Origin of the sequence: Natronomonas sp. CBA1123 (genome assembly GCF_009741925.1) — an archaeon.
Taxonomy (GTDB): Archaea; Halobacteriota; Halobacteria; order Halobacteriales; family Haloarculaceae; genus Natronomonas.
On the sequence record NZ_WPCC01000018.1, the window covers coordinates 26,900 to 48,899 of the forward strand.

Here is a 22,000-nt window from a genome sequence, read left to right on the forward strand (position 1 = left end):
CCAATTCGATGGACGCCCAATCCGACGACAGTTGGCCGGTTTCGCTGACCGTCGAACGCCACCTCGACGGAACTCACCGCGCGCCCGCGGCCGACGACGCGGTCGTAGTCTGTCTCGACGATGACCTCCCGGAGTCGTTCGGAGCGACCGACGTGACGCTCGCCCCGCTGTGTGCGACGAAGGCACTCGGTAGTGGTCCGAACTACCTCGTCTGTCGGCGCGTGGATTCGACGGAGTCGGAAGGTACAGACGCAGACGCTGATGCGAGTAACGCCGGAACCGACCGTCTCGATGCGACCGAGCCATCCCGAATCGGCCGGCGGAACGACCTCCTCGTGAGGCGACCGTGACGGGCGTTTTTGGCGGTCGGTCACGAACGGTCCCTCATGAGCGACCGAACCCGAGCGCACGTCTTCGTCACCGGCAAGGTACAGGGCGTCTACTATCGGGCGACCACCCGCGACACCGCAACAGAGGTCGGCGTCGATGGCTGGGTCCGCAATCTCGACGACGGCCGCGTCGAAGCGGTCTTCGAAGGCGAGACAGCGGCCGTCGAGGAGATGATCGAGTGGTGTCACACGGGCAGTCCACGCGCCCGTGTCGACGACCTCGAGGTCGAGTACGAGGACCCCGAAGGGCTCACTGGCTTCGAGGTTCGCTGGTAGCCCCACAACAGTTACCGCCCGAGCGGTCGAAGCGGGTACCATGATTACGAGCGAGGAGATGGCAGTTGTCGACGCGAACGCCGAGGCGCTTGGCGTCCCGCGAAAGCAGTTGATGGAGTCGTCCGGCAACGCCGTCGCCCGCGTCGTCCGCGAGTGGCCGCCTTCGGCGACGAAGTCGTTTTCGTCTGCGGCCGCGGCAACAACGGCGGCGACGCGTTCGTCGCCGCGCGCTTCCTCGGCGACTACGACGTGTCGGTCCACCTGCTCGGCCGCGCCGAGACGATTACGACCGACATCGCCGCGGAGAACTGGGCCGCTCTCCAGCGGGCCGAACTGAATGCCGAGGAAGTTCGTGACGCTGCCGACCTCGACTTCGGCTCCCCGGACGTAATCGTCGACGCGATGCTCGGCACGGGCGTGACCGGCGCGCTCCGGGAGCCCGAAGCGACCGCCACCGAGGCTATCAACGAGGCTGACACCACCGTCGTCGCCGTCGACGTGCCCTCGGGCGTCGACGCAGACACCGGCGAGGCCGTCGGCACAGCAGTCGACGCCGACCACGTCGTCACCTTCCACGACGACAAACCCGGTCTCTCGAACGTCGACGCGGATGTGACCGTCGCCGACATCGGTATTCCGGAAGCAGCCGAGCGGTTCGTCGAACGCGGTGACCTCCTCCGACTGTCGCGGGACCCGACAGCTCACAAGGGAGATTTCGGGAGCGTCCTCATCGTCGGTGGCGGCCCCTACACTGGCGCGCCGGCGCTTTCCGCCCAATCCACGCTCCGTGCCGGTGCTGACCTCGCCTTCGTCGCCTGTCCGTCCGGTGTCGCCCGCGAGATACAGGGGTACAGCGAGAACCTCATCGTTCGCCCCTTCGACGGCGAGTATCTCGCACCCGACCACGTCGACTCGCTGCTGGCGGAGGCCGAAGAACACGACACGGTCGTCTTCGGTCCCGGCCTCGGGAGTCGCGACGAGACACTTTCGGCCGTCGAATCGTTCCTCGAATCCTTCTCCGGAACCGCAGTCGTCGACGCCGACGCCCTACAGGTCGTCCCGTCGGTCGACACCGACGCCACGCTCGTCTGTACGCCCCATCAGGGCGAACTCGAGAAGATGGGCGGAGAGACGGCCGACGACTGGGCCGAACGGGCCGACCTCGTCGAGTCCTTCGCGGCCGACCTCGGTCACACGCTGCTCGTAAAGGGTGCCTACGACGTAATTTCGGACGGCAAGACGACGCGCGTCAATCGGACCGGCAACCCCGGCATGACCGTCGGCGGGACCGGCGACGTACTCGCGGGAGTCACCGGCGCACTCGCCTGTGTTCTCGACCCACTGTCGGCCGGTGCAGTCGGCGCCTACGCCAACGGTCGCTCCGGCGATATCGTCGTCGACGAACAGGGGTACGGCCTCGTGGCGACGGACCTACTCGACGCGCTCCCGCGTGCGCTGTGGCCCGACGCCTAATCTGTCGGTGGGTTCTTCGCCCTGCCGATTCGAAGGGCAGATATGAGCGACGATTCAGACCTCACGCACGTCACCGACGAAGGTGACGCACAGATGGTCGACGTTGGCAAAAAGCCCGACACCGCGCGTCGAGCGGTCGCACGCGGACACATCCGGCTTCAGGAATCGACCGTCGACGCCATCCGGGAGAACGGTATCGGGAAGGGTGACGTACTCGCCGTCGCTCGCGTCGGTGCGATTCAGGCGGTCAAACACACCTGGGAGACGATTCCGATGTGTCACCAGATTCCGATTACCAACGTCGACACGTCTTTCGACGTGACCGACGACCGGGTGACCCTCGATGTGGCCGTCGAGACAACCGGAAAAACGGGCTGTGAGATGGAGGCACTGGAGGGCGTCACGACGGGGCTCAACGTCGTCTGGGACATGGTGAAAGCCGCCGAAAAGGACGCCGAAGGACAGTATCCCGGGACGCGAATCTCGGACGTTGAGGTAGTTTCGAAGGAGAAACGGACGCTCGGAGACACCTAACGAACGCCGAAAACTGGTAGCTGAGCCTACTCCACCGGCGCTGCCGTGAGGTCGCTGGCCTTCGCTCGGGCCTGTTCGATTATCGACGGTCGCGCCTCGAAGTCGACGATGACCTCGTCGCCGTAATCGACATTCTCGACGTGGGCGTGGTCGTGGACCCACGAGACGAGACTCATCGTGTCGTCGGTCATCGGGACGACGAGCCGCTCACGGCGCCAGTCCGGCAGCTCGCGGTCGATGCGCTCCCGGAGTTCGTCGATGTTCTCGCCCTCCTTCGCGCTGATGGCAACCGGCGTCGGTGCCAGCGCCGACAGCGCCTCCTTCTTGCGCTCGAGTTCCTCGTCGTCGACCGCGTCGATTTTGTTCAACACGGTGACGATGGGGGCCTCGTTGCGCTCGTAGAGGGTGTCGTGACACGTCACCAGTTTCTCCCGTATCTCCTCGATTGGGTCGGACACGTCGACGACGAGCAACACGAGGTCGGCCCGGTACACCTCCGAGAGCGTCGATTTGAACGATTCGACGAGCCAGTGGGGCAAATCGGAGATGAAGCCAACCGTGTCGGTGACGAGCACGTCGCGTCGGTCGAACTCCGCCCGCCGCGTCGTCGTCCCAAGCGTCGTGAACAGTCGGTTCTCCGACTCGGCGGTCGAATCGAGGTCCGGATGAAGCCCCTCGTTCTCGTCGATATCGAGGTCGGCCGCGAGTCGGCGCAGCAGCGTCGACTTCCCGGCGTTGGTGTAGCCGGCCAGCGCCACGAGGTCGAATCCCGACTCCCGGCGCTGTTCGCGGCGGTGCTGTTCGGTCTGCTCGATGCGCTCCAGTTCGTCGCTGATGCGGCTAATCTGGGCCTTGATGTCGCGTTCGCGCGACTCGTCGTACTCGCCGAGGCCCATGAACCCGGGCCGCTCGTCGCGTTTCGCGAGCGAAGCCTTCGCCTCCGCCCGCGGCAGTTCGTAGCGCAACTCCGCGAGTTCGACCTGCAGTTGGGCCTTTTTCGTCTGGGCACGCTGGCCGAAGATGTCGAGGATGAGCTTGAATCTGTCAACTACCTCGACGCCCTCGGGCAGTTTGTTGCCGAGGTTGTACGTCTGATACGGTCCGAGACGGTTGTCGAAGATGACTGTCGTTGCGTCGGTTTGGGCGACGAGCGTCGCCAACTCCTCGACTTTCCCCTCCCCGAGACAGAGCGCGGGGTCTTCGGTTCTCGTCTGGGTCACCTCACCGGCGACCGTGTAACCGGCCGCACGCGCGAGGTCTCGGATTTCTTCGGTGTCGGGTGTGCCGTCGTCGACTCGCTTCGCGACGACGGCCGTTCCGTTAGTCCCTGTCACTCACCGAGGGATACGCGACGGCGATATTTAAGCGCCGGGTAATCGTGTTACTGACTGACAGACGAACGCGGTTCAGCGGGTTCCGATTTCGTCTTCGTCTTTGACGATTCGCGTTTCGGCTTCCCCGCTGGTGTGTTCGTTGACGAGTTCGTAGAACTCGTTCTGGAGGCCCGCAGGGAACTTCAGAACGCCGACCCACGAGCCGTCGGACTGCCACTCCTCGCGTTGCAGTTCGCCGAACTGTCGAATCTGGGCCTGGGCGCTGCCGGCGTAGTCGGCCGGGACCTGCACGGCGACGACGACCTCGTCGAATCGAATCGGGATGACCGGCCGGAGTTCGTCGAGAGCGTCGTCAACCTGATTTTCGACCGGCTCCATGGGGTCGACCTGAAAGCCCGCCTCCTCTAAGGCGCGCTCGATTCGCTCCGGTGGATGCGGAGCGTCGTCCATCTGGGGGTTGACCGCGTTGCGGGCAATCTGGTTGACGAGCTGTTTGTGCTTCTGCTCCTGCATCTCCCGTCGCTGTTCGGCGGTAATCTGAATCTCCCCGCGTTTGATGACCTCCGGGATGATTTCGAGGGGGTCCGTGGTCCCGAACACCTCTTCGAGGGAACTCTCCGGCGGACGGTCTCCGGAGGAGGCGTCCTCGAAGACGTCCTCGGCGGCGATTACGTCCTCGAGTTCGCCGTCGAACTCGTCGCGTTTGATGGTAAGCGCCGCGTCGGGGTCGACGAGCACTTCGAACCGCTGGCCGTGGGATTCGAGCCGTGCGGTTACCGCCTCGTCAAGGGATATCATGTATCCCGGTACGCGCGGCCCGGGCTAAAAGGTGTTTGCTACGGTGGCCGTCGAAAACGAGTGCGGTCGGCGCCGCCGTATTATTCTTCGTCCGTCTCGGACGCCAGCAGGTCGTGTTCGGAGAGGTGCGCCTCGGTCTCTTCGTCGGAGAGTTCGTGGAACTGCTCGTCGCCGACGGAGATGGTCGCGACGCCGATGCCTTCCGGCGCCAACTCGCCGTCGTTGACCGACGCCAGCGCCTCCAGTGCGAGCCCGACGCCCGAATCGAGGTCCATCTCCTCGTCGTAGTGCTCTTCGAGGTAGTCCTCGATTTCGCCGCGGTCGGCGCCGACGGCCAAGGCCTGCCACTCGTAGGGGGTCCCGGAGGGGTCCGTCTCGTAGAGGCGGGGTTCGCCGTCCTCGATGCCGCCGATGATGAGCGCGACGCCGAAGGGGCGGGCGCCACCGACCTGCGTGTACTGCTGAATGTGGTCGGTGACGGCCTTCGTCAGCGTCTCGACGCCGATGGGTTCGCCGTAGCGGAGGGTGTTCACCTGCGCCTGCCGGCGGGCGAAGTCGATGAGTTGCCGTGCGTCGGCGACGTGGCCGGCGCTCGCGATGCCGATGTGGTCGTCGGCTTTGTGGATTTTCTCGACGCTCGTCCGCTCCATCAACGGACTGCGGATGCGCTTGTCGACCGCCAACACGACTCCGTCGGCCGTCCGAATCCCGATGGACGCCGTGCCTCGTTTGACCGCCTCTCGCGCGTACTCGACCTGGTACAGACGGCCGTCCGGGGAGAAGATGGTAATCCCCCGGTCGTACGCCTGCTGCTGCGATTGTCCCTGCATTGTTAGTTGTCGCGGATATCGAGTGCTGTCGCGCCCACGTTACCGCCGGAGAGGTCCACGTCGACTCGGTCGTTCCGGACGACTGCGGGCCGGTCGGCGTCGGCGAACGCGACGGTTCTCTCTTCGATTTCTTCCCCCGGGCGTCCTATATACTTTTCCTCACACGCACGGACCGTCCCGCTGACGCCCCGGACGAACACCCCCAACGGCTGGCCGTCGATTTCGTCGACGGTCGCCAACACCGCCCGGAGCTGTTCGACTTCGTCCCGTCGAGCCCGGATGACCGCTTCGCCGTCGCCGTCCTCGAAGTGGAAGTGCAGCACCGACCCATCGAGGTCGGCGCTTCCGGCGTCACCGATGAGGTTCTGGGCGGCGAACCACAGCTCTCGCTGGAACGACCGCCGGTCGAGGTCGGCCTCGGGCCACGACTCCAACCCGACCGCCAGATACCGCCACCGCGGACGCAGGTGCTTCGGGAGGTGTTTCACGGACCTATGTACGTCACGGACCGACAAAGAGTCGGCGGTCGTTGCCGACAACAACCGCGGGATTGATTACGGAAACTGTTCATCGAATACACATGTGTCACGAGACACGAACGAACGAGTCGGGACGTTCCGAACACGACACCGAGACCACGACGGACGGGGGAAGCCATGTCTGAACACGTCGACGCCGAACTGGAGAAAGCCCGCGAAGCACTCGCGGACGCCCGAATACTCAACGAGAACGACGGCTCAACTGCCGGCGTCGTCAACCGCGTCTACTACGCGGCGTTTCACGCTGCACAGGCCGTCCTCTCCGAGCGTGGGAACCTCCCCGAAGACGAAGACCACGTTCCCTCACACTTCGCCGAGGACGTGGTCATGGTCGAAGAGATTCCGATGGAGGAGGCCCAGTTCCTCAACAGCATGCGAGCCTACCGCAAGAAGGCCGACTACGAACACGAAACCGTCGAACTGGACCTCGATGCGAAAATCGTCCGGGCCGAGCGGTTCGTCGACGAGATGACGGACTTCTGTTGAGCCGTCTTACGCGGTCCGTTCGGCCACCAGCACGCCGACTTGCTCGTGGACCATCTCGACGGCCGTCAGCGAAAACCCACTCTCGGTGAGTGCATCGGCGAGAACCCCGACCGTGGCCGGGTCGTCGACCTCGGGGCTGTAGAAGGGTTCCTCCGGGTCGGGTTCGCCGAAGAACATCACGTCGCCGAGGACGAACCGTCGCGGACCGAGGTCGGCGATGACCCCGATTGCCGCCCGTTTCTCCTCGTCGGAGAGGTGATGCATCGCGAAGTTCGAGACGACGATGTCGACCGACTCCTCGACATTGGGATCTCGGAACGTCCCCGCCTCGATTGAGACGTTGTCGAGACCCCGCGCTGCGGCTTTCTCCCGGGCTTCTGCCATCATCCCCTCGCTGATGTCCCGCCCGAGAACGCGACCGGCATCCTCGGCGAGGGCCAACCCGATGGCGCCGGTTCCACAGCCCAAATCGAGAACGGTGTCCTCGGCAGTTGGGTCGGCGTACTCGACGACGAGCGAGACACAGGCGCGGTACTCCTCGGTCTTGTCGTCGTCGTACTCCGGTGCCACGTCGTCGAACCGCGCTGCGTGTTCCTCAAGCGTCTTCTTCATGCTCTTCGATACGGACGCCCGGCTCTATGAACGTCTCGGAGCGCCGCTGTCGGTTCGTTGTGACGATATCGCCCCACGCGGACAGCCCGACTTCGATGGCCTCCCTGTCGAAGCCGACGGTCGCCCCGACCGCGAGTAACTCCCGCGGGCCGCGCAGGCCGAGATGCGAGGAGGCGTCCGCGGAGACGACGTACGGCACGTCGTACTGGTCGACGAGCTCCCGGAGTTTTCGAAGCCCCTGAATCGCCTGTACCCGGGGACCGCCGTCGTCACGAAGCACTCGCCCGAAGTTGAACTCGAGGTGGACGCCGTTTTCGGCAGCCTCCTTCGCGAGGACGTGGTTCACGTCGCCGTCCCGCATCGGATGGGCGAGGACATCGACTTTCGCCTGCTCGACGGCGAAGCGGTTGAGGTCGCCACCGTGGACACAGACGACGTCCCGCTTCGAGCGGTAGTTACCGATGAGGCCGCTGGCCTGTCCGGCGTCGTCGGTTCTGATTTCGATGCCGGAGGCCACGTCGATATCGTAGGTGTCTTCGATGGCATCGGCGTCGTAATTCGCTTGGGCGTCGCCGTGGTTCCGAACGACCACGCCGTCGTACCCGTACTCCGCGGCCGTCCGTGCGAGTCGCGCAACGGTCGCTTCGCCGTCCGGGTGTGCGTGGACGCCCTCGTACATGTGACAGCGTGTGGCCGGCGCGCTCTTTGGTGTTGTGTCTTCCCTCAAAGGTACGCCGACCACAGCGCCCGGTCGGGGTAACGGTCTCCACGGTCGGCGAGCGGAATCACGACAGTCTCGTCTGTGCCGATGATTCCCCGGCGAGTCAACCGCTCGACCAACGCGGCAGCCCCACCGCTGGAGGGGCCGACGAGGAACTCGCCGTCGACGCGGAGGTGGTCTCGAACCGCCTCGACCGACCACTGCCCGGTGTCGCGAATCGATATCTCCGTCGCTTCGTGACGGTTCCGGAGCACTCGAGCGTACTCGTGGGCCGCATCGGTTTCGACGGCGTGTCGCGAATCGAGGGCCTCGAACTCGACTGTGTCGGGGACGAACGTTTCGGGTGAACGCATCCGCTTGAGACCGGCGATGTCGTGGTCAGTGCTGGCCGGTTCGAATCCGTGGACCGAAACGCCGCGGTCGGCCAGCGCGTGTGCAACGCCCGTGATAGTTCCGCCGGTACCGGCGCCCGCAACGAAATGATCTACCTCGGTGTCGGTACCGCGGTACAGTTCCGGCCCCGTCGTCGCGGCGTGGACCGCCGGATTCGCGGGGTTTTGGTACTGGTTCGGCCAGTAATACCGACCGGAAGAGTCCTCGTACCGCCGGCGAGCGACCTCGACGAACCCGTCGTACCCACGGTCCTCGTCGACGAACTGAACCGAGGCGCCCGCGTCCCGAATCGCGTCGACCTTGCCACGGCCGGCGTGTTCCGGGACGACGATTTCGACATCGTACCCCCGTTCGGCACCGAATCGCGCGACTGCGGTACCGGTGTTGCCGCTCGAGGCCTCCAGTATTGTTTCCCCCTCCGCGATGCCGTCCGGTGCCGCCTCCGCGGCGTCGAGCATCGCCTTTCCGATGCGGGTCTTTATCGACCCACCGCCGTGGTCCCGGCCCGCGGCGTTGAACCACTCGACTTTCCCGTACACGTCCGGCCCGATACCGAGGTCGAGTTCGACGAGCGGCGTCTCACCGACTGCGCCGTTCATACACTCCACGTCGCCAGCCAACAGGAAAAGCGGTGTGGCGACGAACACACTGAAGCGGCCACCCCTCGAAGCGACGATATGACCGTGACGGACGTCGTCGTCATCGGCGGTGGCGCGACGGGCGTCGGCGTCGCCCGCGACCTCGCGATGCGCGGCGTCGACGTAGTGCTGTGCGAACGCGGCGGCCTCGGGGCTGGAACGACCGGTCGGTCCCACGGCCTGTTGCACAGCGGTGCCCGGTACGCGACGGTCGACCCCGAGGGCGCTGCCGAGTGCATCCGTGAGAGCCGCGTGCTTCGGGATATCGCCGGCGAAGCAGTCGAACGAACGGGAGGACTGTTCGTCCAACTTCCGGACGACGACCCCGCCGCATTCGACGCTCGCATCGAAGCCTGCCGAGACGTTGGCGTGCCCACGGAAACGCTATCCGCCGACGCCGCCCGCGAAACCGAACCGGAACTCGCTTCGGACGTGACACGTGCCTTCCGCGTTCCCGATGGCGTCATCTACCCCTCCCGGCTCGTCGCTGCGACCGCGGAAAGCGCCCGACGGCACGGCGCCGATATACGTCCGAACGCGCCTGTGACCGACATCGTCGTCACGGAGGGGACGGTCACGGCCGTCGAGACCGACGCCGAACGAATCGAGGCCGACCACGTCGTCAACGCGGGCGGCGCGTGGGCCGGCCGTATTGCCGACCTCGCCGGGGTCGAAGTTCCGATGGCCCCGACGACGGGCGTCATGGTCGCCGTCGACGTTGGCGGCGTCGATTCAGTCGTCAACCGCTGTCGGCCGCCGGACGACGGGGACATCGTCGTCCCACACGAGAACCGCGTCGTCCTCGGGACGACCAGCACGCCGGTCGAAGACCCAGAGGAGTCCCCGACCGACGAGGCCGCCGTCGAGGCGATGCTGTCGGAGGGGGCCGCGATGGTTCCTGCCGTCGCCGACGCCGACGTTGTGGACGTGTACTGGGGCGTCCGCCCCCTGTATGCGGGCGACGACGGCGGGCGGGGTCGAGACGCCTCTCGGGGCTTTCAGGTACACGGCCACGACGTAGCGAGGTTGACGACGGTCACCGGCGGCAAACTGACGACGTATCGACTGATGGCCGAGGCCGTCTCCGACGCCGTCTGTGAGCGGTTGGGCATCTCTGAACCGTGTCGGACCGCCGACGCGGAACTGCCGGCCGGAGACGCCGAAGAACTCGACGTGCTGGTCGAGGAGTTCGATGCTGCTGGGCCGGCGGACACCGACATCGTCGGTTGAACGTCACCGCCGACCGTATCGGTGACCGACCGCGAGGACGAGAAGGTGCAAGACGACGAGCGACGTGAACAGGCCGGCCCCTCGGAGTCCACCGATGCCGTCGACGAGCACCGGGACGTAGGCGACCGGGAGGAGAACGGCCGCCCAGAACGCCGCAGCCTCGATTGGTTTCCGAACCCGAGTGAAACCGCCCAGTGAATCTCCTTCACGATTCCCTCCCCATCTGACCATACGATGCGATTCCGCCACGCCCATATCAGGGTTTACCCAATTTCGGGCCGACTGTCTCCCACGTGGAGCACTCGGAGCCGACCACAGAGGGCACCGAGAAGGAAGCCGACGAAGTGTGCGACCACGGCGACGCCGGGGGGCAGCCGTCGCCAGCGTGACGCCGACCGCCAAGAGCAGAAACACCGCGAGTCGGCCGCGGCGACCGACCGGCAGCCACGACAACACTCGCTCGGAAGCCCGATTGCCGACGAGGAGATAGCCGAACAGCGCAAAAATCGCACCGCTGGCGCCGAGTACTGCCGACGGACCGAACACCGCCGTGACGACGACCTGCGTGACGCCCGCCAACGCTCCCGTCGCGAGAAAGAACGCGTGAAAGCGTACCGGTGTCGTCACGCGTGCGACCAGCGGTCCCACGACCACGAGTGCAAGAGCGTTCGCGGCGAGATGCGTAAGGTCGCCGTGGGCGTACACGCTCACGACGAGCGTCCACGGGTGGCGTTCGAGCGGCAACGCGAGGGTGAACGCCCACGACCCCACCCCGACCGCGCCGCCGACCGTTTGGGCGACGAAGACGACCCCGAACAGAGACAGCGTCGTCAGCGTCGGGCGGTCGGCCATAGACGGTCTTCGAGCGCCGTGGTAATCAGTATTCGAGGTCGTCGGTATGGCGGTCGAGGAAGAGTACCGCGACGATGCCGACGGTGGCCGGAACGATTATCGAAACGACCGATACGGCCGTCACCTCCCCCACGTTCACGAGAACTTCCGTCGCCGGCAGTCGGAGGGCACCGACCATGAGGCTGACCAGGAACGTCAGCGTCGCCTCGCGATACCGACGTAGTGCCGCTCGTACGGCGTAGGCGACCGAAAACACGCCGACGAGAGCGCCGGACATGAACGCCACGAACGGTGCGAGCGCGTCGAGAAGCGGCGCGGTGTTGCCCCCGATGGCTTCCAGAATGCCCGAGAGAATCGCCCGCGGGATGCCGCTGACGAACTCGTATTGACCGAGCACCAACAGCAGGAATGCCCCGGAGACGCCCGGCAACACCATCGCGGAGATGGCGATGGCGCCGGCGACGAACAGCACGGGAAGCGTCGACGGCGTCGACCCGCTCAGCGAAGGGTCGGTGACGAGAAACGCGAGGACGAAGCCGATTGCGGCGACCGCGATGCGGCGTGGCGTCCCCACGTCGACGTACCGGTAGAGGACGACCGCCGACGCCGCGATGAGGCCGAAAAAGAAGGCGTAGGTTGGCGCCCGGTACAGTTGAAGCGCGGCGTTCATCGCCGTCGCGATGGTCGCCGCTGCAGACAGCAGACCGGCCCCGAGGACGAGCAGGAACGGAACGTCCATCCGGACGAGTTCCGCCGCGACTGCGGCGCGGCCCTCCGCCGTGTGGACGCGGGCCAGAAGCCGAAGCGACGACGGGTCGAAGGAGGTCAGCGCCGTGATGAGTCGTTCGTAGATACCGACGATGACGGCGATAGTTCCCCCGGAAACGCCCGGGACAGTGTCCGCGGCGCCCATGCAGGCGCCCTTGAGATACACCGCCAGCCATCCACGGAGGCCGGCGGAATCCGACATCTATGCTGGTGGCGCGTAGGTCGCCTGGCGACCCTGGGTGCTGTTTTCGCTTTCGTCAACGGGGTTTACTTCGGCCCGCTGTTCCAGTTCGACACTGACTGCGCTATCGTCCTCACCGAGGACCTGTCCCTCGGTCACGTTGGCATCGCCGGTCCACGCGACGAGGTCGCCCTCTCCGAACGCGACGAACTGGTAGGAACCGTTTGCCCGGACCGAGACGTTCGTGTAACCCGACTCAGTGCCGTACTCGTCGTACCCGGTCGTCGAGTACGGCACCGTCATTTCGAAGTTACCGTTCTCATCGGTTTGTGCGAACTGCCTGTAGACGAACGTTTCACCCGTGGAGCCAACCTCCATTTCGACCTGTGTTTCGACCTCGGCGTTGGCGGGGCCGGTTCCCTCGATGGTGGCGCCGTCGACGCGTTCGAAGGTCTTGACCCAGGATTCGGGTTGGGTTTGCTGACCTGTTGCGCGCTCGAACGGCGAGCGAGCGCCCGCTTCGCTGCCATGAACCAGTCGGAAGTGCTCCAGCGCGTTGACGCGTTCGCTCGGTTGACCCATCACGCCGCCGTGAATCGCGTTGGGGTTCTGCTGGGCCGCCTCACGAGCCTCCTCGCTGCTGTTGTACGAGCGAATGACCGACCCCTCTTCGGGCGGCGTCGCGACGCCGTTTTCGGGGTCGTACTGTCCGAACCGGGAGACGAACCGCGCCGGTTCGACAGCAGAGCCGTGGAATTGGTACAGCCGAACGCGCATGCTCTCGTAGGCGCGTTGGGTGTGGACGCCGTACAGCGGTTGCCGGTTCTGGTTGATGACGGTCACGCCGACGTCTCCCGAGGAAACGTCGTGACGCGACTCGAAGGCCGTGGGAGCGTTGTACTTCGTCGTGCCCGCGTAGCCGAGCTGGTAGTCGACCATGACGTAGCGGACCCCCTCGGCCTCACCGCTGTCCTCCTCCAGGATGTTCAGCGACTCGGTCTCGTTGTCCGCCAGCAGGAAGTCGGCGGATTCGGTGGCGTGCTGCTGGAAGGGGTTCGCCACCGGGACCCGGTCGCCGGCGACGGTTATCCAGTGGCCGTAGTCCCACCACGCCAACACGCCGTACTCTCCGCTCTGGTACTCGAAGTCGTCAGTCCTGTCGTAGGTGCCGTACGGTTCCAGTCGGGGTTCGTCACCCGTCGAGTACGACCCCATCTGGGGCGTCTCCTCGGAGAGCCAATCGAGGCTGCCCTCCCAGTTCTGGACCCCGCCGGGACCAACGTTCTCCGTCGCGGCGACCGGTGCCTGTATGACGAGAAGGGGTCCGGCGACGACGGCGAGCAGTGCGACAACGACGAGTACCTGATACGGTTGGACGTTGGTAACGTCCCGCCGAACCGCTTCGAGGTCGACGAAGCCGAACACCCAGTGGACGACGTATGCGTTGAGGACGGCGACCGAGATGACGAAGTAGTAGTCGAACCGTCGCTGGGTCAGCGTCGCCAGCAGCATGAAGACGGTGAACACGAGGATGAGAGAGTCCTCACCCTTCGGCCGGTCCGAGACTACGAACCGGTATGCGAGGAGACCGAACCCGAAGAGGGCGGTGAAGATGGCGAAGCCGTAGGAACTGTAGAAGAACTGTCCGGGATTGGTTACGGCCTGTGCCTCACCGACCGTCGCAGCCGTGTCGGAGGTCGTGAGGCCGGCGACCCGGATGAACTGCGAGACTATGAAATCGAAAACATCCGGGAGTGCGACCGCGATGATGCCGAGTCCGACGACGCCGATACCGACGATGGTGACCGGATACAGCCGCGCAGCGAGGTCACGTCGGTCCCACTGTCGGGCAAGACCTGCCATGAACAGGACGCCGACGCCGACGGTGAGCGCGATGAGGGGTTGGACCAGCGAGTAATCCGTAGCGGAGAGTTCTGGAGTCTGGAGGAACAGCAACATGAGAACCGCGACGACGGCCATCGAAACGGCCGCGGGAATGGCAACGTGGTCGGGGCTGTGGCCCTTCAGGTACTCCATCGTGAGGTGAACGAGGAAGACGAAGCCGAGGATACCGACGAGGAAGATGCCGGGTGCCCACACGAGGATGTAAGCCGTCATCGCGAGGCCCGCGAGGACGGCCCACCCGAGCGGGCGTTTGAGTTCTTCGAACTCGCGGGCGGTGATGAATTCGTAGATGGGTTGGTCACGTTGGGCCGCCGTGAGCATCCCGATAATCGCCAACAGCGAGATGGACATGAACAGGGTCTCGGCGACGTGGTGGTCCGTGAATCCGGCGACGCTCCGCGAGAGGAAGGCTCCGGGCGTCAGTGCGAGGAGGGCGACGGCGACGATGCCGCCGAAGCGGCCACCGAACCGCTTTCCGAGGAAGTACAGCGGAATCGCACACAGGACGCCAAAGACGGCCGGCGCGAGGATGAACACGGTGTCGATGGTTCCTTGTGAGGGGTCACCAAGGCCGACGACGAGAATTGCCGTCGCGATGAGCTGGTCGTAGAGGGTCCCGAACTGTCCCGCGGTGGTTCCGGTGTCGAACCCTGTCCACACGTCGTAGGGCATGGTGAACGGGTAGTTTTCGAGGACGTAGTTCGTCGACCGGTAGTGATACCAGGCGTCGTTGCCGGCGAACAGCGCGCCGTCGTCGGTGAGGAAGCGCTCCCAATTGCGCACCCGGACCCACAACATGAACGCCATGAGGGCCACGATGACGGGGATGTGGTACAGTCGGTAGATGATGTCGAGTTGCGACTCGTACTCGTCGAGTCGCTCCTCTAGTTGGTCGAACCGCTGACTCATTGCCCTGACCCACTGTCAAAACGCGCATAAGCCTTTTCCATTGGTCTTCGAAAGGGTGGCCCGCGTGGGCGACCACGGAAAGCTTGGTCTTTTTAACCTTCGGTGTTCCAGACGGCGATAATGCCCGACCTCGCGGACGTGTGTGTCCTCCTGCCGACGCTGAACGAGGCCGAGACCATCGGCGACGTTATCGATGGGTTCCGCGCCGAGGGGTTCGAACACGTCCTCGTCGTCGACGGCGACTCCACTGACGGAACGCGCGACATCGCCCGCGAGCACGGGGCGCGTGTCCTCACTCAGTCCGGGTCGGGGAAGGGACAGGCCGTCCGCGAGGGCGTCGAACACGTCGAGAAGCCGTACGTGTTGATGGCCGACGGCGACGGGACGTATCGACCGGAAGACGCGGAAGCGATGCTCGAACCGCTGTTCGATGGGCGGGCAGAACACGTCATCGGAGACCGATTCGCCGACATGGAAGACGGCGCGATGAGTCGCCTCAACACCGTCGGCAACCGACTCATCAATCGGCTGTTCGCCGTCGTCCACGGACGAAACCTCCGTGACATCCTCTCTGGGTATCGAGCGTTCACCCGCGCCTCCTTCGAGCGATTCAAACTCGGTGCCGATGGGTTCGGCATCGAGACGGAACTCGCCGTCGAATGCATCAGACAGGGCGTCTCGACCGAGGTCGTTCCGATTCGATACGAGGCCCGCCCCGGCGGTTCCGAGACGAACCTCCATCCGCTGAAAGACGGCGGCCGAATCGTCCTCACGCTGTACACGCTTACGAAGACGAACAATCCCATCTTCTACTTCGGCAGCGTCGCCGTCGCCGGAACCACACTCGGGACCGTTCTAGCCGGCTACGTCGGCTACGAGTACTTCGTCCGTGGCATCTCACACGAGATTATCGCCCTGCTGTCGGCGTTCTTCATTCTCCTGTCGATGCAGTTGCTGATGTTCGGTGTGCTGTCGGATATCATCGTCTCGGTGAACCGAGAGCAGACGCGACGACTCGAGGAGATATCCGACCGGCTCCGGGAACTGGAAGATTAGAAGGGCAACAGGGACCGCAGTTGTCCAACGAGGCTCCCGTTGGCTGCTTGTCGTCGGGCCTCGAAGACGGGATGGAGTGCGTTCATGAGGTTCTGTTTTGTCTCGAAGTTGCTGACGTGGGTGTTGTCGAGAGCCTCCGACAGGGACAACGTGTTGCCTGCCGCGTCGTAGGGGATTTCCGGGTCGCCGAGCGCGTCGAGCAGTTCCCGCTGGGTCGCCGGAAACTGAACCTCCGCCTGGTCGAGGTGCTCGTCAAGCGCAGCGATACCGAAGGCGACTGTGTCGGGGACTTCGTCGTCCCCTTGCTGTGGTGGCCGGACTCCCATTACACTGAGGTTCGAGCCTCATCACCGTAAACCCTCACCTCTCGTCATCGCACGGATGGACAACGCCTATCCGGTCCGGCGCCGTCTCGGGTCACATGACGGACTACACGACGGTTTCGATTCCGAAGGACCTCGCCGAGCGCGTCGAGGAAACAATCGAAGGAACCAGTTTTTCGTCGACGAGCGACCTCGTTCGGTTTCTGCTCCGGAGTATCGTCATCCAGCACCAACAGCGCGGTGAACTCACCGAGGCGGAGTTCGAAGAGATAACCGACCAGCTCCAGGACCTCGGTTACCTGGAGTAGTCCTCGAGTTCTCCCGGCGGCGGGGCGGCATCGACGACTTCGATACCGTATTCTTCGCCGGAGCGGTCGAAGGCGGCGACGCACTCCTCCTCGTACGGTGGCACCGCGACGAAGACGACTTCGTGTAGGTCGTCGGCTTTCGTCACCGCCAACACGCCGTCCGGATGTGAGATGAAACGGCCGGCTGTGCCGGGCGTCGAGAGATCCATCCCGAAGACCGCAGTGACCGACCCGCCGGTGTCGGGGAGGTACATGTCGGTGAACACCGACGCCTCGGACGGAAGGTCGGCGTCGAGTTCCGTCGCTGGCGTCACCGCTAGTGCGACAGTCACCGAGGCGGGGTCGCGGTCCGCCGCCAGCTCAAACAGCGCAGTCAGCAGTCCCTGCGTGATGTAGACCACGAGGATAGTACGACGAACAGCGGTAAATGTCCGTCGAACAGCCAAATTTTCACGTCCTGAGACGGCCCGTCGGTAGAACTAACAGTTCATTAGCCGTATCGTGAGGGAAGTTAACACGTGATTATAAATAACCCGTGCGGGCGAGCGCCGAGACGGCAGACGGATGGCATACGTTAATTTTATCTTTAATTTGACAAAAACTTTATATGTATGCCCTCCTTTGAACGAAGTGTAATGTCCGCAAGCACTACCCCCGAGTCGGAGTCGAGTTCGATTAAGGCGTTCCTCGCAGAGCACCCCCGAATGGCCGGCGTCCTGTTCACGGCGCTGCTACTGCTGACGCAAGCCGGTAACGTCGCTGGCGGCGGCGGTGTCTACGCTGGTCCCTAAAATTACGAACGAATCGTCGATGCGCGATTAGAGCTGTTCTTCTTCGGAAATACGGTCCGACCAGGTGAACTCCCCGTCGAACCGGACTGGAAAGACTGCCGTCGAAAAGTACTGCTTCAACGTCGACTCCGAAACGTCGAACTCCGGGATTTGGCCGGGGCAAAGGTACACGTTTTGAACACCGTCTATGGCAGGCCTGAACTGAGCGCCCATCCCGATTCCCGTCGTCGCGTACGTCGTTATGTGCAACTCGTATCCATCGTCCCCACCATTCGAGGTAACGTCCGCGAGTAATGGCACACCTTGCGCCTGTGCGATATCCGCGTTCCCGTCACCGATGACGAGATACTGCGTCCCGACGATGCTCCGTTCGCGTGCGATGTTCAGCGCCGACCGCAGCGGGAACCCGTAGTTGAGCAGTTGTGCCAGCGTCTTCCCGATTCGGACCGCACCGCTGTTTATCACGTCGTCGAGCGTTACGACGCCGGAAATCGCGCCTTTCTCGATGAGTCGTCGCCCCTGTCGGTAGGAGCGACAGGCGTTCAAAAAAAAGATGTCGAGCTCGATGTCACCGACTGAATCGGCATCGAGCAGGCCGTCGGAGCACTCGAAGCCCCCCTCGTCGACGTGGCCGATGTAGTGGAAGAAATCCACGTCGGATTCGAGGACGAGCGCGAGGCGGTCGGTGGTCAAATCCTCGTAGAAGGTCACGTCGATGGGGAACTCCTCGCGGGAGCCGTACACCTCTGCGGCGACGTCGCGTTCCTCCAGCATCTCCTCGTCGTTGCAGACGACGACGATTTCGATGTCACCCTCACGCGGCTCTCGGTCCAGTCGGTTCCGGAACGCCTCCGGGATGGCCTTGCTGGCGCCCAATGGCGTTCCCTCTCCGACCCACGTCTGTTCGAGGGAGTCCGCCTGGTCGGGTTGGACGTGCTGGGTCGGTGTTGCCGAAGAATCCAATGGGGAGCGCGTCGTCGAACGGACGAACTCGCCGTCGTCGGGCGTCGACGCCTCGAACGGGTCGGCGTCCTGGGCGAACGGGTCGTCGCCCGCCACGGAGAGCTGTGACGGCGAGCGGACGACCGCGAGGTCGTCGACGAGGAACGGCAACACCTCGAGACTCGACCCGACGGGGTCGACGTGGGCTGTGAGTTTCCACGTCGGGACGAACGACGAAATCGTATCGTAATCGACGGTGTTGTACGCCGCGAGGCGCTCGGCGCCGGACCGTCCGTACAAATCGCTCAGGTCGATATCGAGCGACGACTCCACGGCGCGGCGCTCGTATAGCGGAATCGACCGGGGGCCTGCCGTCCGCACCACGCAGTCGAGGAAGAAGGTCCGCTTGAGCGTCCGCTCGACAGTCCGCTCGAAGCCGCCGTCCCCCTCCAGGGAGAACGGTTCCCCATCGACGACGAGCTGGGGGTCGGACCCAGGCACGACTTCGGCGCCGAGATAGTACGCCAGCGGTGCGACGGCGAGCGTTTCTAACAGCGACTCGGGGACTTCGATGTGAACGTCCGTCTCGGGTGGCTGTAGCCCGCTGGGGACGGACAGCGACGACCCTCGCTGGAGCGTAGGCGGGTGCCCGCGGAGTGTGGGGTACGACCGCTCGCTTCCGGTCGTCTTCATCGCGCTGCCGAACGTCGACACGGCGGCCATCACGTCCGTCGGGTCGTCGGTCGTGGTGACCGTCGCCGCCGGCTGTTCGTGATACGAGCGTGCGCCGATTCGGACCGACGCGGCCTCCGAGAGTGATACGTCCATCTCGGTGACCGTCGTCTGAACGTCTATCGCGCCTTCGAGTTCGACGTAGAGTTTCACCGGCCCCGACAGTTCGAGGGTGTAGTGGCCGTCGTCGAACGACACCGACTCGAAGTACTCAACCTCGGTAACGTCCGGGCCGTCGTGGACGAAGGTCCGGGAAAACCCTTCGAACGTGAGTCGCCCGGCCGTGAGTTGGACTGCCGTGTCGACGGGATACCTGAACTGCGTCTCGTCGGCTGGCGTCGGGTGGGACGGACGGTCCGTTCGAATCTCACAGTGGCGCCGTTCGATGCGGTCGTCGATGCGAATCCCGCACTCGCCATCGAGGGAGCGTACAGACACACGATTGATGTGTTCTCCCTCCCCACCGCTCGTGCCGGAACCCATTCCTGTCGGCGGTTCTCCTGTCACGAGGAAAAGCTTATCGACGGTGTCAGAATCCCAAAAACTGCTTGAAGCTCTTGATGTACATGTTGGGCGCCTTCGAGCGGGAGCCCTTGAGAGCCGTCCTGATGAGTTCGTTCGCGTCTTCGAAGACGCCGGGGCCGTGGCCGACGAGTAGCCGCTCGGCGTCGTACTCCCGCAGCGACCGCGGGGGAATCATCCGCAGCATCGGATGAACACCGAGGTCCTCGCTGGACGCTCGGAAGTAGTCGACGGTCCCGAGTGCCTCGGGAACGACGAGCGTCTCGCCGTCGTACAGGACCGCCTCCTGCCAGAGCGGATTGTCGACGAGTGCTTCGACCTCGAAATCGGCCAACCGGTCGCCGAACCGTTCGGTGGGCGCATCGAGGGCGTTGGCGACCCCGTTCATCCACTCGGGGACGAAGACGGGTACGTCGTGGCGGTTGGCGACGGCTGCAGAGTCACGCTTGTGTCGGTCCAAGAGCGTGACGACACCGGCGACCTCGCCGAACTCCGCCAGCAGTTCGTCGACCCCGTCGGCGTCGACTGGGTCGAGGACCCACACCTCGCCGTCGCTGACGACGGCGTGGGAGGCACGCTGCATCGTCTCCTCGGGGTGGGCGATCCAACCGACGCCCTCGTCGAAACGGTCTACGACTTCCATCTCCGCGGGCCCGGAGCTTTTAATCGGCATACCGACAAGAACGGCCCGACGCGGTATAAATATCGGAGTGCCGGCAGTCGTCACCACCCCCGCCGACCGCCCCCGGGGTTTATCGACGTGGCGGCCACATCTCCTGTATGCTCGGTGCGTGCCGCTGGCTGACGCTGGAGGTCAAGCATCTCGACCCGGTCGTCGAGTTCTACCGTACGCACCTCGACGTTCCGGTCGCTTCCGAGTCCGACCGGGAAGTCACTCTCGACGTCGGCGGTAACGCCGAACTCCGCCTTCGCCAACCCGACGGTGTTCCTCGGGGCGGACTCCACACCCACTACGCCTTCGCCTGCTCGGAAGACGACTACGATGCGTGGTGGGACCGCCTCGAAGACGACTTCGAACTACAGGAGGTCGACTTCGGCGGAATGCGCTCGCTGTACTTTTACGACCCCGAGGGTAACTGCGTCGAAATCGGGAGTGCGGGCGAGAGCACCGACCGCGACAGTCCGGCGCTTTCGGGGATTTTCGAAGTGGTCTTCGAGGTCGAAGACCTCCCGGGCGCGGAGGCGTTCTACACCGACCTCGGCTTCGAAATCGTCGACCAGGGCGACAACAGGCGACGGACGCGGCTGACGACGGGCCCGTTCGACATCGAGTTGTGGGAACCGCATCTGGGGCTGGCCGACGCCCGCGGCGGCGTCCACGTCGACGTGGGAGTGAACTCACAGGACCCCGAACGCGTGGCTGACTCCGTCGCCGCTCGCGTGACGAAACGGGAGTCGGTAGACGGCGGGGTCCGAATCCGTGACCCCGACGGCCACTATCTGACGTTTCTCAGCTGAGCCGGTCGGTGTCGATGTCCCGACCGGGTGGGGAGACGACGAGGAAGTCCCGGAAGTGCATCAACTCCCCGCCCATGTCCCGAATCTCGCGGGCGAACCCCGCCGCGAGTTCGTTGAGGTCGCCCTCGACGTTCAACACGAGTACGTCGCCGCTTTCGATGTGACCGACCCACTCCTCGGGGTCTGTCGTCCCGTCGAGGACGCCGAGGACGACCCGACCGCTCGATTCGGGTTCGTCGAGTTCTCCCTCCGCCGTCTGCAAGTCCAGGTCGAAGTCGCTCATACCCGATGCATCGAGCGCTGAAGAAAAAGCCTGCCGGCCTCACTTGCGGGCCGGAGTTCACTCGAATACCGCGCTTTCCTCCCGCAGCGCGTCGATGTCGTCTGCGACTGCAGCGGCTTGCTCGGGGTCGAGAGCTATCTGTACCTCGTTGCCCTCCGCATCGGTGGCGACGATTTTCACCCGTCGGTCACCGAATGCACGCCCCTCGACGGCGGTCACGTCGAACAGTTTGGCGGTCGCCGACTTGTCGGTCGGGCCGACGTTCTTGATGCTTCCGTCCTTGAACTCGACCATGAACGAATCGAGGTTGAGGTTGAGCATATCCTCGGTGGGTGTCGACGCGGGATAACCGTTGTCCGTTCCGGAATTCGACGGTGTGTGTTCTGGCAACGCCTGCCACCAACACCTGTCATTAAATTATCTGCGTGTTGTCGGTTGGTATGGTACGAATCGCCATCGAGTACTGCGCCCCGTGTCGGCTCGGGGCCGAGGCGGTCGCGACACAGCGAGTTCTCTCGGATTATCTCCGTGACTACGACGAAATCGACGGCGTCACGCTGGACCCCAGCGGCGAGGAGGTGTTCTGTGTTCACGTCGACGACGAACCGGTGTGGTCGGTCGACCCCGACGGCCGCGTCGACCCGATGGAGGCCGTCGCCGCCGTCCGTACTCGATTGGCCGTCTAACCCACACGGT

At 64.4% G+C, this 22,000-nt stretch carries 26 protein-coding genes and 2 pseudogenes; 11 read left to right on the plus strand and 17 right to left on the minus strand.

The features are described 5' to 3' along the window. The first annotated feature begins 8 nt into the window (after window positions 1-8). The 4 genes and pseudogenes from GJ631_RS09820 (at window position 9) to moaC (ending at window position 2,672) form a co-directional block, all read left to right on the plus strand. Window positions 9-350 carry a hypothetical protein gene (locus GJ631_RS09820; RefSeq protein ID WP_156708984.1) on the plus strand — a complete coding sequence of 114 codons (342 nt, stop codon included), beginning with the start codon at window positions 9-11 and terminating at the stop codon, window positions 348-350. Between the two features lie 36 nt (window positions 351-386). Further along, window positions 387-665: an acylphosphatase gene (locus tag GJ631_RS09825; RefSeq protein WP_156708985.1), complete on the plus strand. Its 279-nt coding sequence runs from the start codon at window positions 387-389 to the stop codon at window positions 663-665. 40 nt (window positions 666-705) lie between these two features. Beyond that, a pseudogene (locus tag GJ631_RS09830) lies at window positions 706-2,138 on the plus strand (NAD(P)H-hydrate dehydratase). Window positions 2,139-2,180: 42 nt separating this feature from the next. Then, window positions 2,181-2,672: a cyclic pyranopterin monophosphate synthase MoaC gene (moaC, locus tag GJ631_RS09835; protein ID WP_156708986.1), complete on the plus strand. Its 492-nt coding sequence runs from the start codon at window positions 2,181-2,183 to the stop codon at window positions 2,670-2,672. 26 nt (window positions 2,673-2,698) lie between these two features. Here the strand turns inward: moaC and hflX are convergent, their stop codons facing one another. From hflX to GJ631_RS09855, 4 genes are all read right to left on the minus strand, one after another. Further along, on the minus strand, window positions 2,699-4,006 hold the full coding sequence (gene hflX, locus GJ631_RS09840) for a GTPase HflX (protein WP_370518628.1): 1,308 nt from the start codon (window positions 4,004-4,006) through the stop codon (window positions 2,699-2,701). Between the two features lie 72 nt (window positions 4,007-4,078). Further along, on the minus strand, window positions 4,079-4,804 hold the full coding sequence (locus GJ631_RS09845) for a ribosome assembly factor SBDS (protein ID WP_156708987.1): 726 nt from the start codon (window positions 4,802-4,804) through the stop codon (window positions 4,079-4,081). An 80-nt stretch (window positions 4,805-4,884) separates the two neighbouring features. Then, on the minus strand, window positions 4,885-5,634 hold the full coding sequence (gene psmA, locus GJ631_RS09850; RefSeq protein WP_156708988.1) for an archaeal proteasome endopeptidase complex subunit alpha: 750 nt from the start codon (window positions 5,632-5,634) through the stop codon (window positions 4,885-4,887). A gap of 2 nt (window positions 5,635-5,636) precedes the next feature. After that, a complete protein-coding gene (locus GJ631_RS09855; RefSeq protein ID WP_370518629.1) occupies window positions 5,637-6,122 on the minus strand; it encodes an Rpp14/Pop5 family protein in 486 nt (161 codons plus the stop codon). Window positions 6,123-6,290: 168 nt separating this feature from the next. On the opposite strand from GJ631_RS09855, the gene GJ631_RS09860 reads away from it, so the two are divergent. After that, on the plus strand, window positions 6,291-6,659 hold the full coding sequence (locus tag GJ631_RS09860; RefSeq protein WP_156708990.1) for a HEPN domain-containing protein: 369 nt from the start codon (window positions 6,291-6,293) through the stop codon (window positions 6,657-6,659). Between the two features lie 6 nt (window positions 6,660-6,665). Here the strand turns inward: GJ631_RS09860 and GJ631_RS09865 are convergent, their stop codons facing one another. From GJ631_RS09865 to GJ631_RS09875, 3 genes are read right to left on the minus strand one after another with little or no spacing between them, the layout of a single operon-like run. After that, window positions 6,666-7,271 (minus strand): class I SAM-dependent methyltransferase, encoded by a 606-nt coding sequence (locus GJ631_RS09865; protein WP_156708991.1) that lies wholly within the window; start codon window positions 7,269-7,271, stop codon window positions 6,666-6,668. Further along, complete coding sequence (locus GJ631_RS09870) at window positions 7,255-7,950, minus strand: RNase P subunit p30 family protein (RefSeq protein WP_156708992.1); 696 nt, start codon at window positions 7,948-7,950, stop codon at window positions 7,255-7,257. Before GJ631_RS09870 ends, GJ631_RS09865 begins: the two co-directional genes overlap by 17 nt. A 44-nt stretch (window positions 7,951-7,994) precedes the next feature. After that, entirely contained in the window at window positions 7,995-8,984 is a 990-nt protein-coding gene (locus tag GJ631_RS09875; protein WP_156708993.1) for a PLP-dependent cysteine synthase family protein, read from the minus strand. A gap of 78 nt (window positions 8,985-9,062) precedes the next feature. On the opposite strand from GJ631_RS09875, the gene GJ631_RS09880 reads away from it, so the two are divergent. Further along, window positions 9,063-10,253, plus strand: coding sequence for an FAD-dependent oxidoreductase (locus tag GJ631_RS09880; protein ID WP_156708994.1), 1,191 nt, complete (start codon window positions 9,063-9,065; stop codon window positions 10,251-10,253). Between the two features lie 3 nt (window positions 10,254-10,256). Here the strand turns inward: GJ631_RS09880 and GJ631_RS09885 are convergent, their stop codons facing one another. The 4 genes and pseudogenes from GJ631_RS09885 to GJ631_RS09900 all read right to left on the minus strand — a co-directional run bounded on the left by GJ631_RS09885 (window position 10,257) and on the right by GJ631_RS09900 (window position 14,868). Continuing rightward, entirely contained in the window at window positions 10,257-10,484 is a 228-nt protein-coding gene (locus GJ631_RS09885; protein WP_156708995.1) for a hypothetical protein, read from the minus strand. Window positions 10,485-10,516: 32 nt separating this feature from the next. Next, window positions 10,517-11,105: pseudogene (locus tag GJ631_RS09890) on the minus strand (rhomboid family intramembrane serine protease). 25 nt (window positions 11,106-11,130) lie between these two features. Beyond that, the gene (locus tag GJ631_RS09895; RefSeq protein WP_156708996.1) at window positions 11,131-12,075 is read right to left on the minus strand and encodes a DUF368 domain-containing protein; all 945 of its coding nucleotides are present in this window, start codon (window positions 12,073-12,075) and stop codon (window positions 11,131-11,133) included. After that, window positions 12,076-14,868, minus strand: a complete 2,793-nt coding sequence (locus GJ631_RS09900; RefSeq protein WP_156708997.1) for an oligosaccharyl transferase, archaeosortase A system-associated — start codon at window positions 14,866-14,868, stop codon at window positions 12,076-12,078. A 120-nt stretch (window positions 14,869-14,988) separates the two neighbouring features. On the opposite strand from GJ631_RS09900, the gene aglJ reads away from it, so the two are divergent. After that, the gene (aglJ, locus tag GJ631_RS09905) at window positions 14,989-15,924 is read left to right on the plus strand and encodes an S-layer glycoprotein N-glycosyltransferase AglJ (RefSeq protein WP_156708998.1); all 936 of its coding nucleotides are present in this window, start codon (window positions 14,989-14,991) and stop codon (window positions 15,922-15,924) included. Here aglJ and GJ631_RS09910 read toward each other — a convergent pair. After that, window positions 15,921-16,250 carry a hypothetical protein gene (locus tag GJ631_RS09910; RefSeq protein WP_156708999.1) on the minus strand — a complete coding sequence of 110 codons (330 nt, stop codon included), beginning with the start codon at window positions 16,248-16,250 and terminating at the stop codon, window positions 15,921-15,923. The genes aglJ and GJ631_RS09910 overlap by 4 nt on opposite strands. A 95-nt stretch (window positions 16,251-16,345) precedes the next feature. On the opposite strand from GJ631_RS09910, the gene GJ631_RS09915 reads away from it, so the two are divergent. Continuing rightward, window positions 16,346-16,555, plus strand: a complete 210-nt coding sequence (locus GJ631_RS09915) for a ribbon-helix-helix domain-containing protein (RefSeq protein WP_156709000.1) — start codon at window positions 16,346-16,348, stop codon at window positions 16,553-16,555. Here the strand turns inward: GJ631_RS09915 and GJ631_RS09920 are convergent. Next, the gene (locus GJ631_RS09920; RefSeq protein WP_370518630.1) at window positions 16,543-16,956 is read right to left on the minus strand and encodes a hypothetical protein; all 414 of its coding nucleotides are present in this window, start codon (window positions 16,954-16,956) and stop codon (window positions 16,543-16,545) included. The two genes, GJ631_RS09915 and GJ631_RS09920, sit on opposite strands and share 13 nt — an antisense overlap. A gap of 234 nt (window positions 16,957-17,190) precedes the next feature. On the opposite strand from GJ631_RS09920, the gene GJ631_RS18565 reads away from it, so the two are divergent. Further along, complete coding sequence (locus tag GJ631_RS18565; protein WP_197424968.1) at window positions 17,191-17,346, plus strand: hypothetical protein; 156 nt, start codon at window positions 17,191-17,193, stop codon at window positions 17,344-17,346. 27 nt (window positions 17,347-17,373) lie between these two features. Here the strand turns inward: GJ631_RS18565 and GJ631_RS09925 are convergent, their stop codons facing one another. Together GJ631_RS09925 and GJ631_RS09930 are read right to left on the minus strand one after the other, a co-directional pair. Continuing rightward, window positions 17,374-19,458, minus strand: a complete 2,085-nt coding sequence (locus GJ631_RS09925; RefSeq protein ID WP_231753944.1) for a hypothetical protein — start codon at window positions 19,456-19,458, stop codon at window positions 17,374-17,376. A 91-nt stretch (window positions 19,459-19,549) separates the two neighbouring features. After that, entirely contained in the window at window positions 19,550-20,215 is a 666-nt protein-coding gene (locus tag GJ631_RS09930; RefSeq protein WP_156709003.1) for a hypothetical protein, read from the minus strand. 107 nt (window positions 20,216-20,322) lie between these two features. Between GJ631_RS09930 and GJ631_RS09935 the strand changes: the two genes are divergently transcribed. Then, complete coding sequence (locus tag GJ631_RS09935; RefSeq protein WP_156709004.1) at window positions 20,323-21,021, plus strand: VOC family protein; 699 nt, start codon at window positions 20,323-20,325, stop codon at window positions 21,019-21,021. On the opposite strand, the gene GJ631_RS09940 is transcribed toward GJ631_RS09935, so the two are convergent. Continuing rightward, complete coding sequence (locus GJ631_RS09940; protein ID WP_156709005.1) at window positions 21,014-21,304, minus strand: DUF5779 family protein; 291 nt, start codon at window positions 21,302-21,304, stop codon at window positions 21,014-21,016. The two genes, GJ631_RS09935 and GJ631_RS09940, sit on opposite strands and share 8 nt — an antisense overlap. Window positions 21,305-21,361: 57 nt before the next feature. Then, window positions 21,362-21,625: a hypothetical protein gene (locus GJ631_RS09945; RefSeq protein ID WP_156709006.1), complete on the minus strand. Its 264-nt coding sequence runs from the start codon at window positions 21,623-21,625 to the stop codon at window positions 21,362-21,364. 119 nt (window positions 21,626-21,744) lie between these two features. Between GJ631_RS09945 and GJ631_RS09950 the strand changes: the two genes are divergently transcribed. Further along, window positions 21,745-21,990, plus strand: a complete 246-nt coding sequence (locus GJ631_RS09950) for an Rdx family protein (RefSeq protein WP_156709007.1) — start codon at window positions 21,745-21,747, stop codon at window positions 21,988-21,990. The last annotated feature ends 10 nt before the right edge of the window (window positions 21,991-22,000 follow it).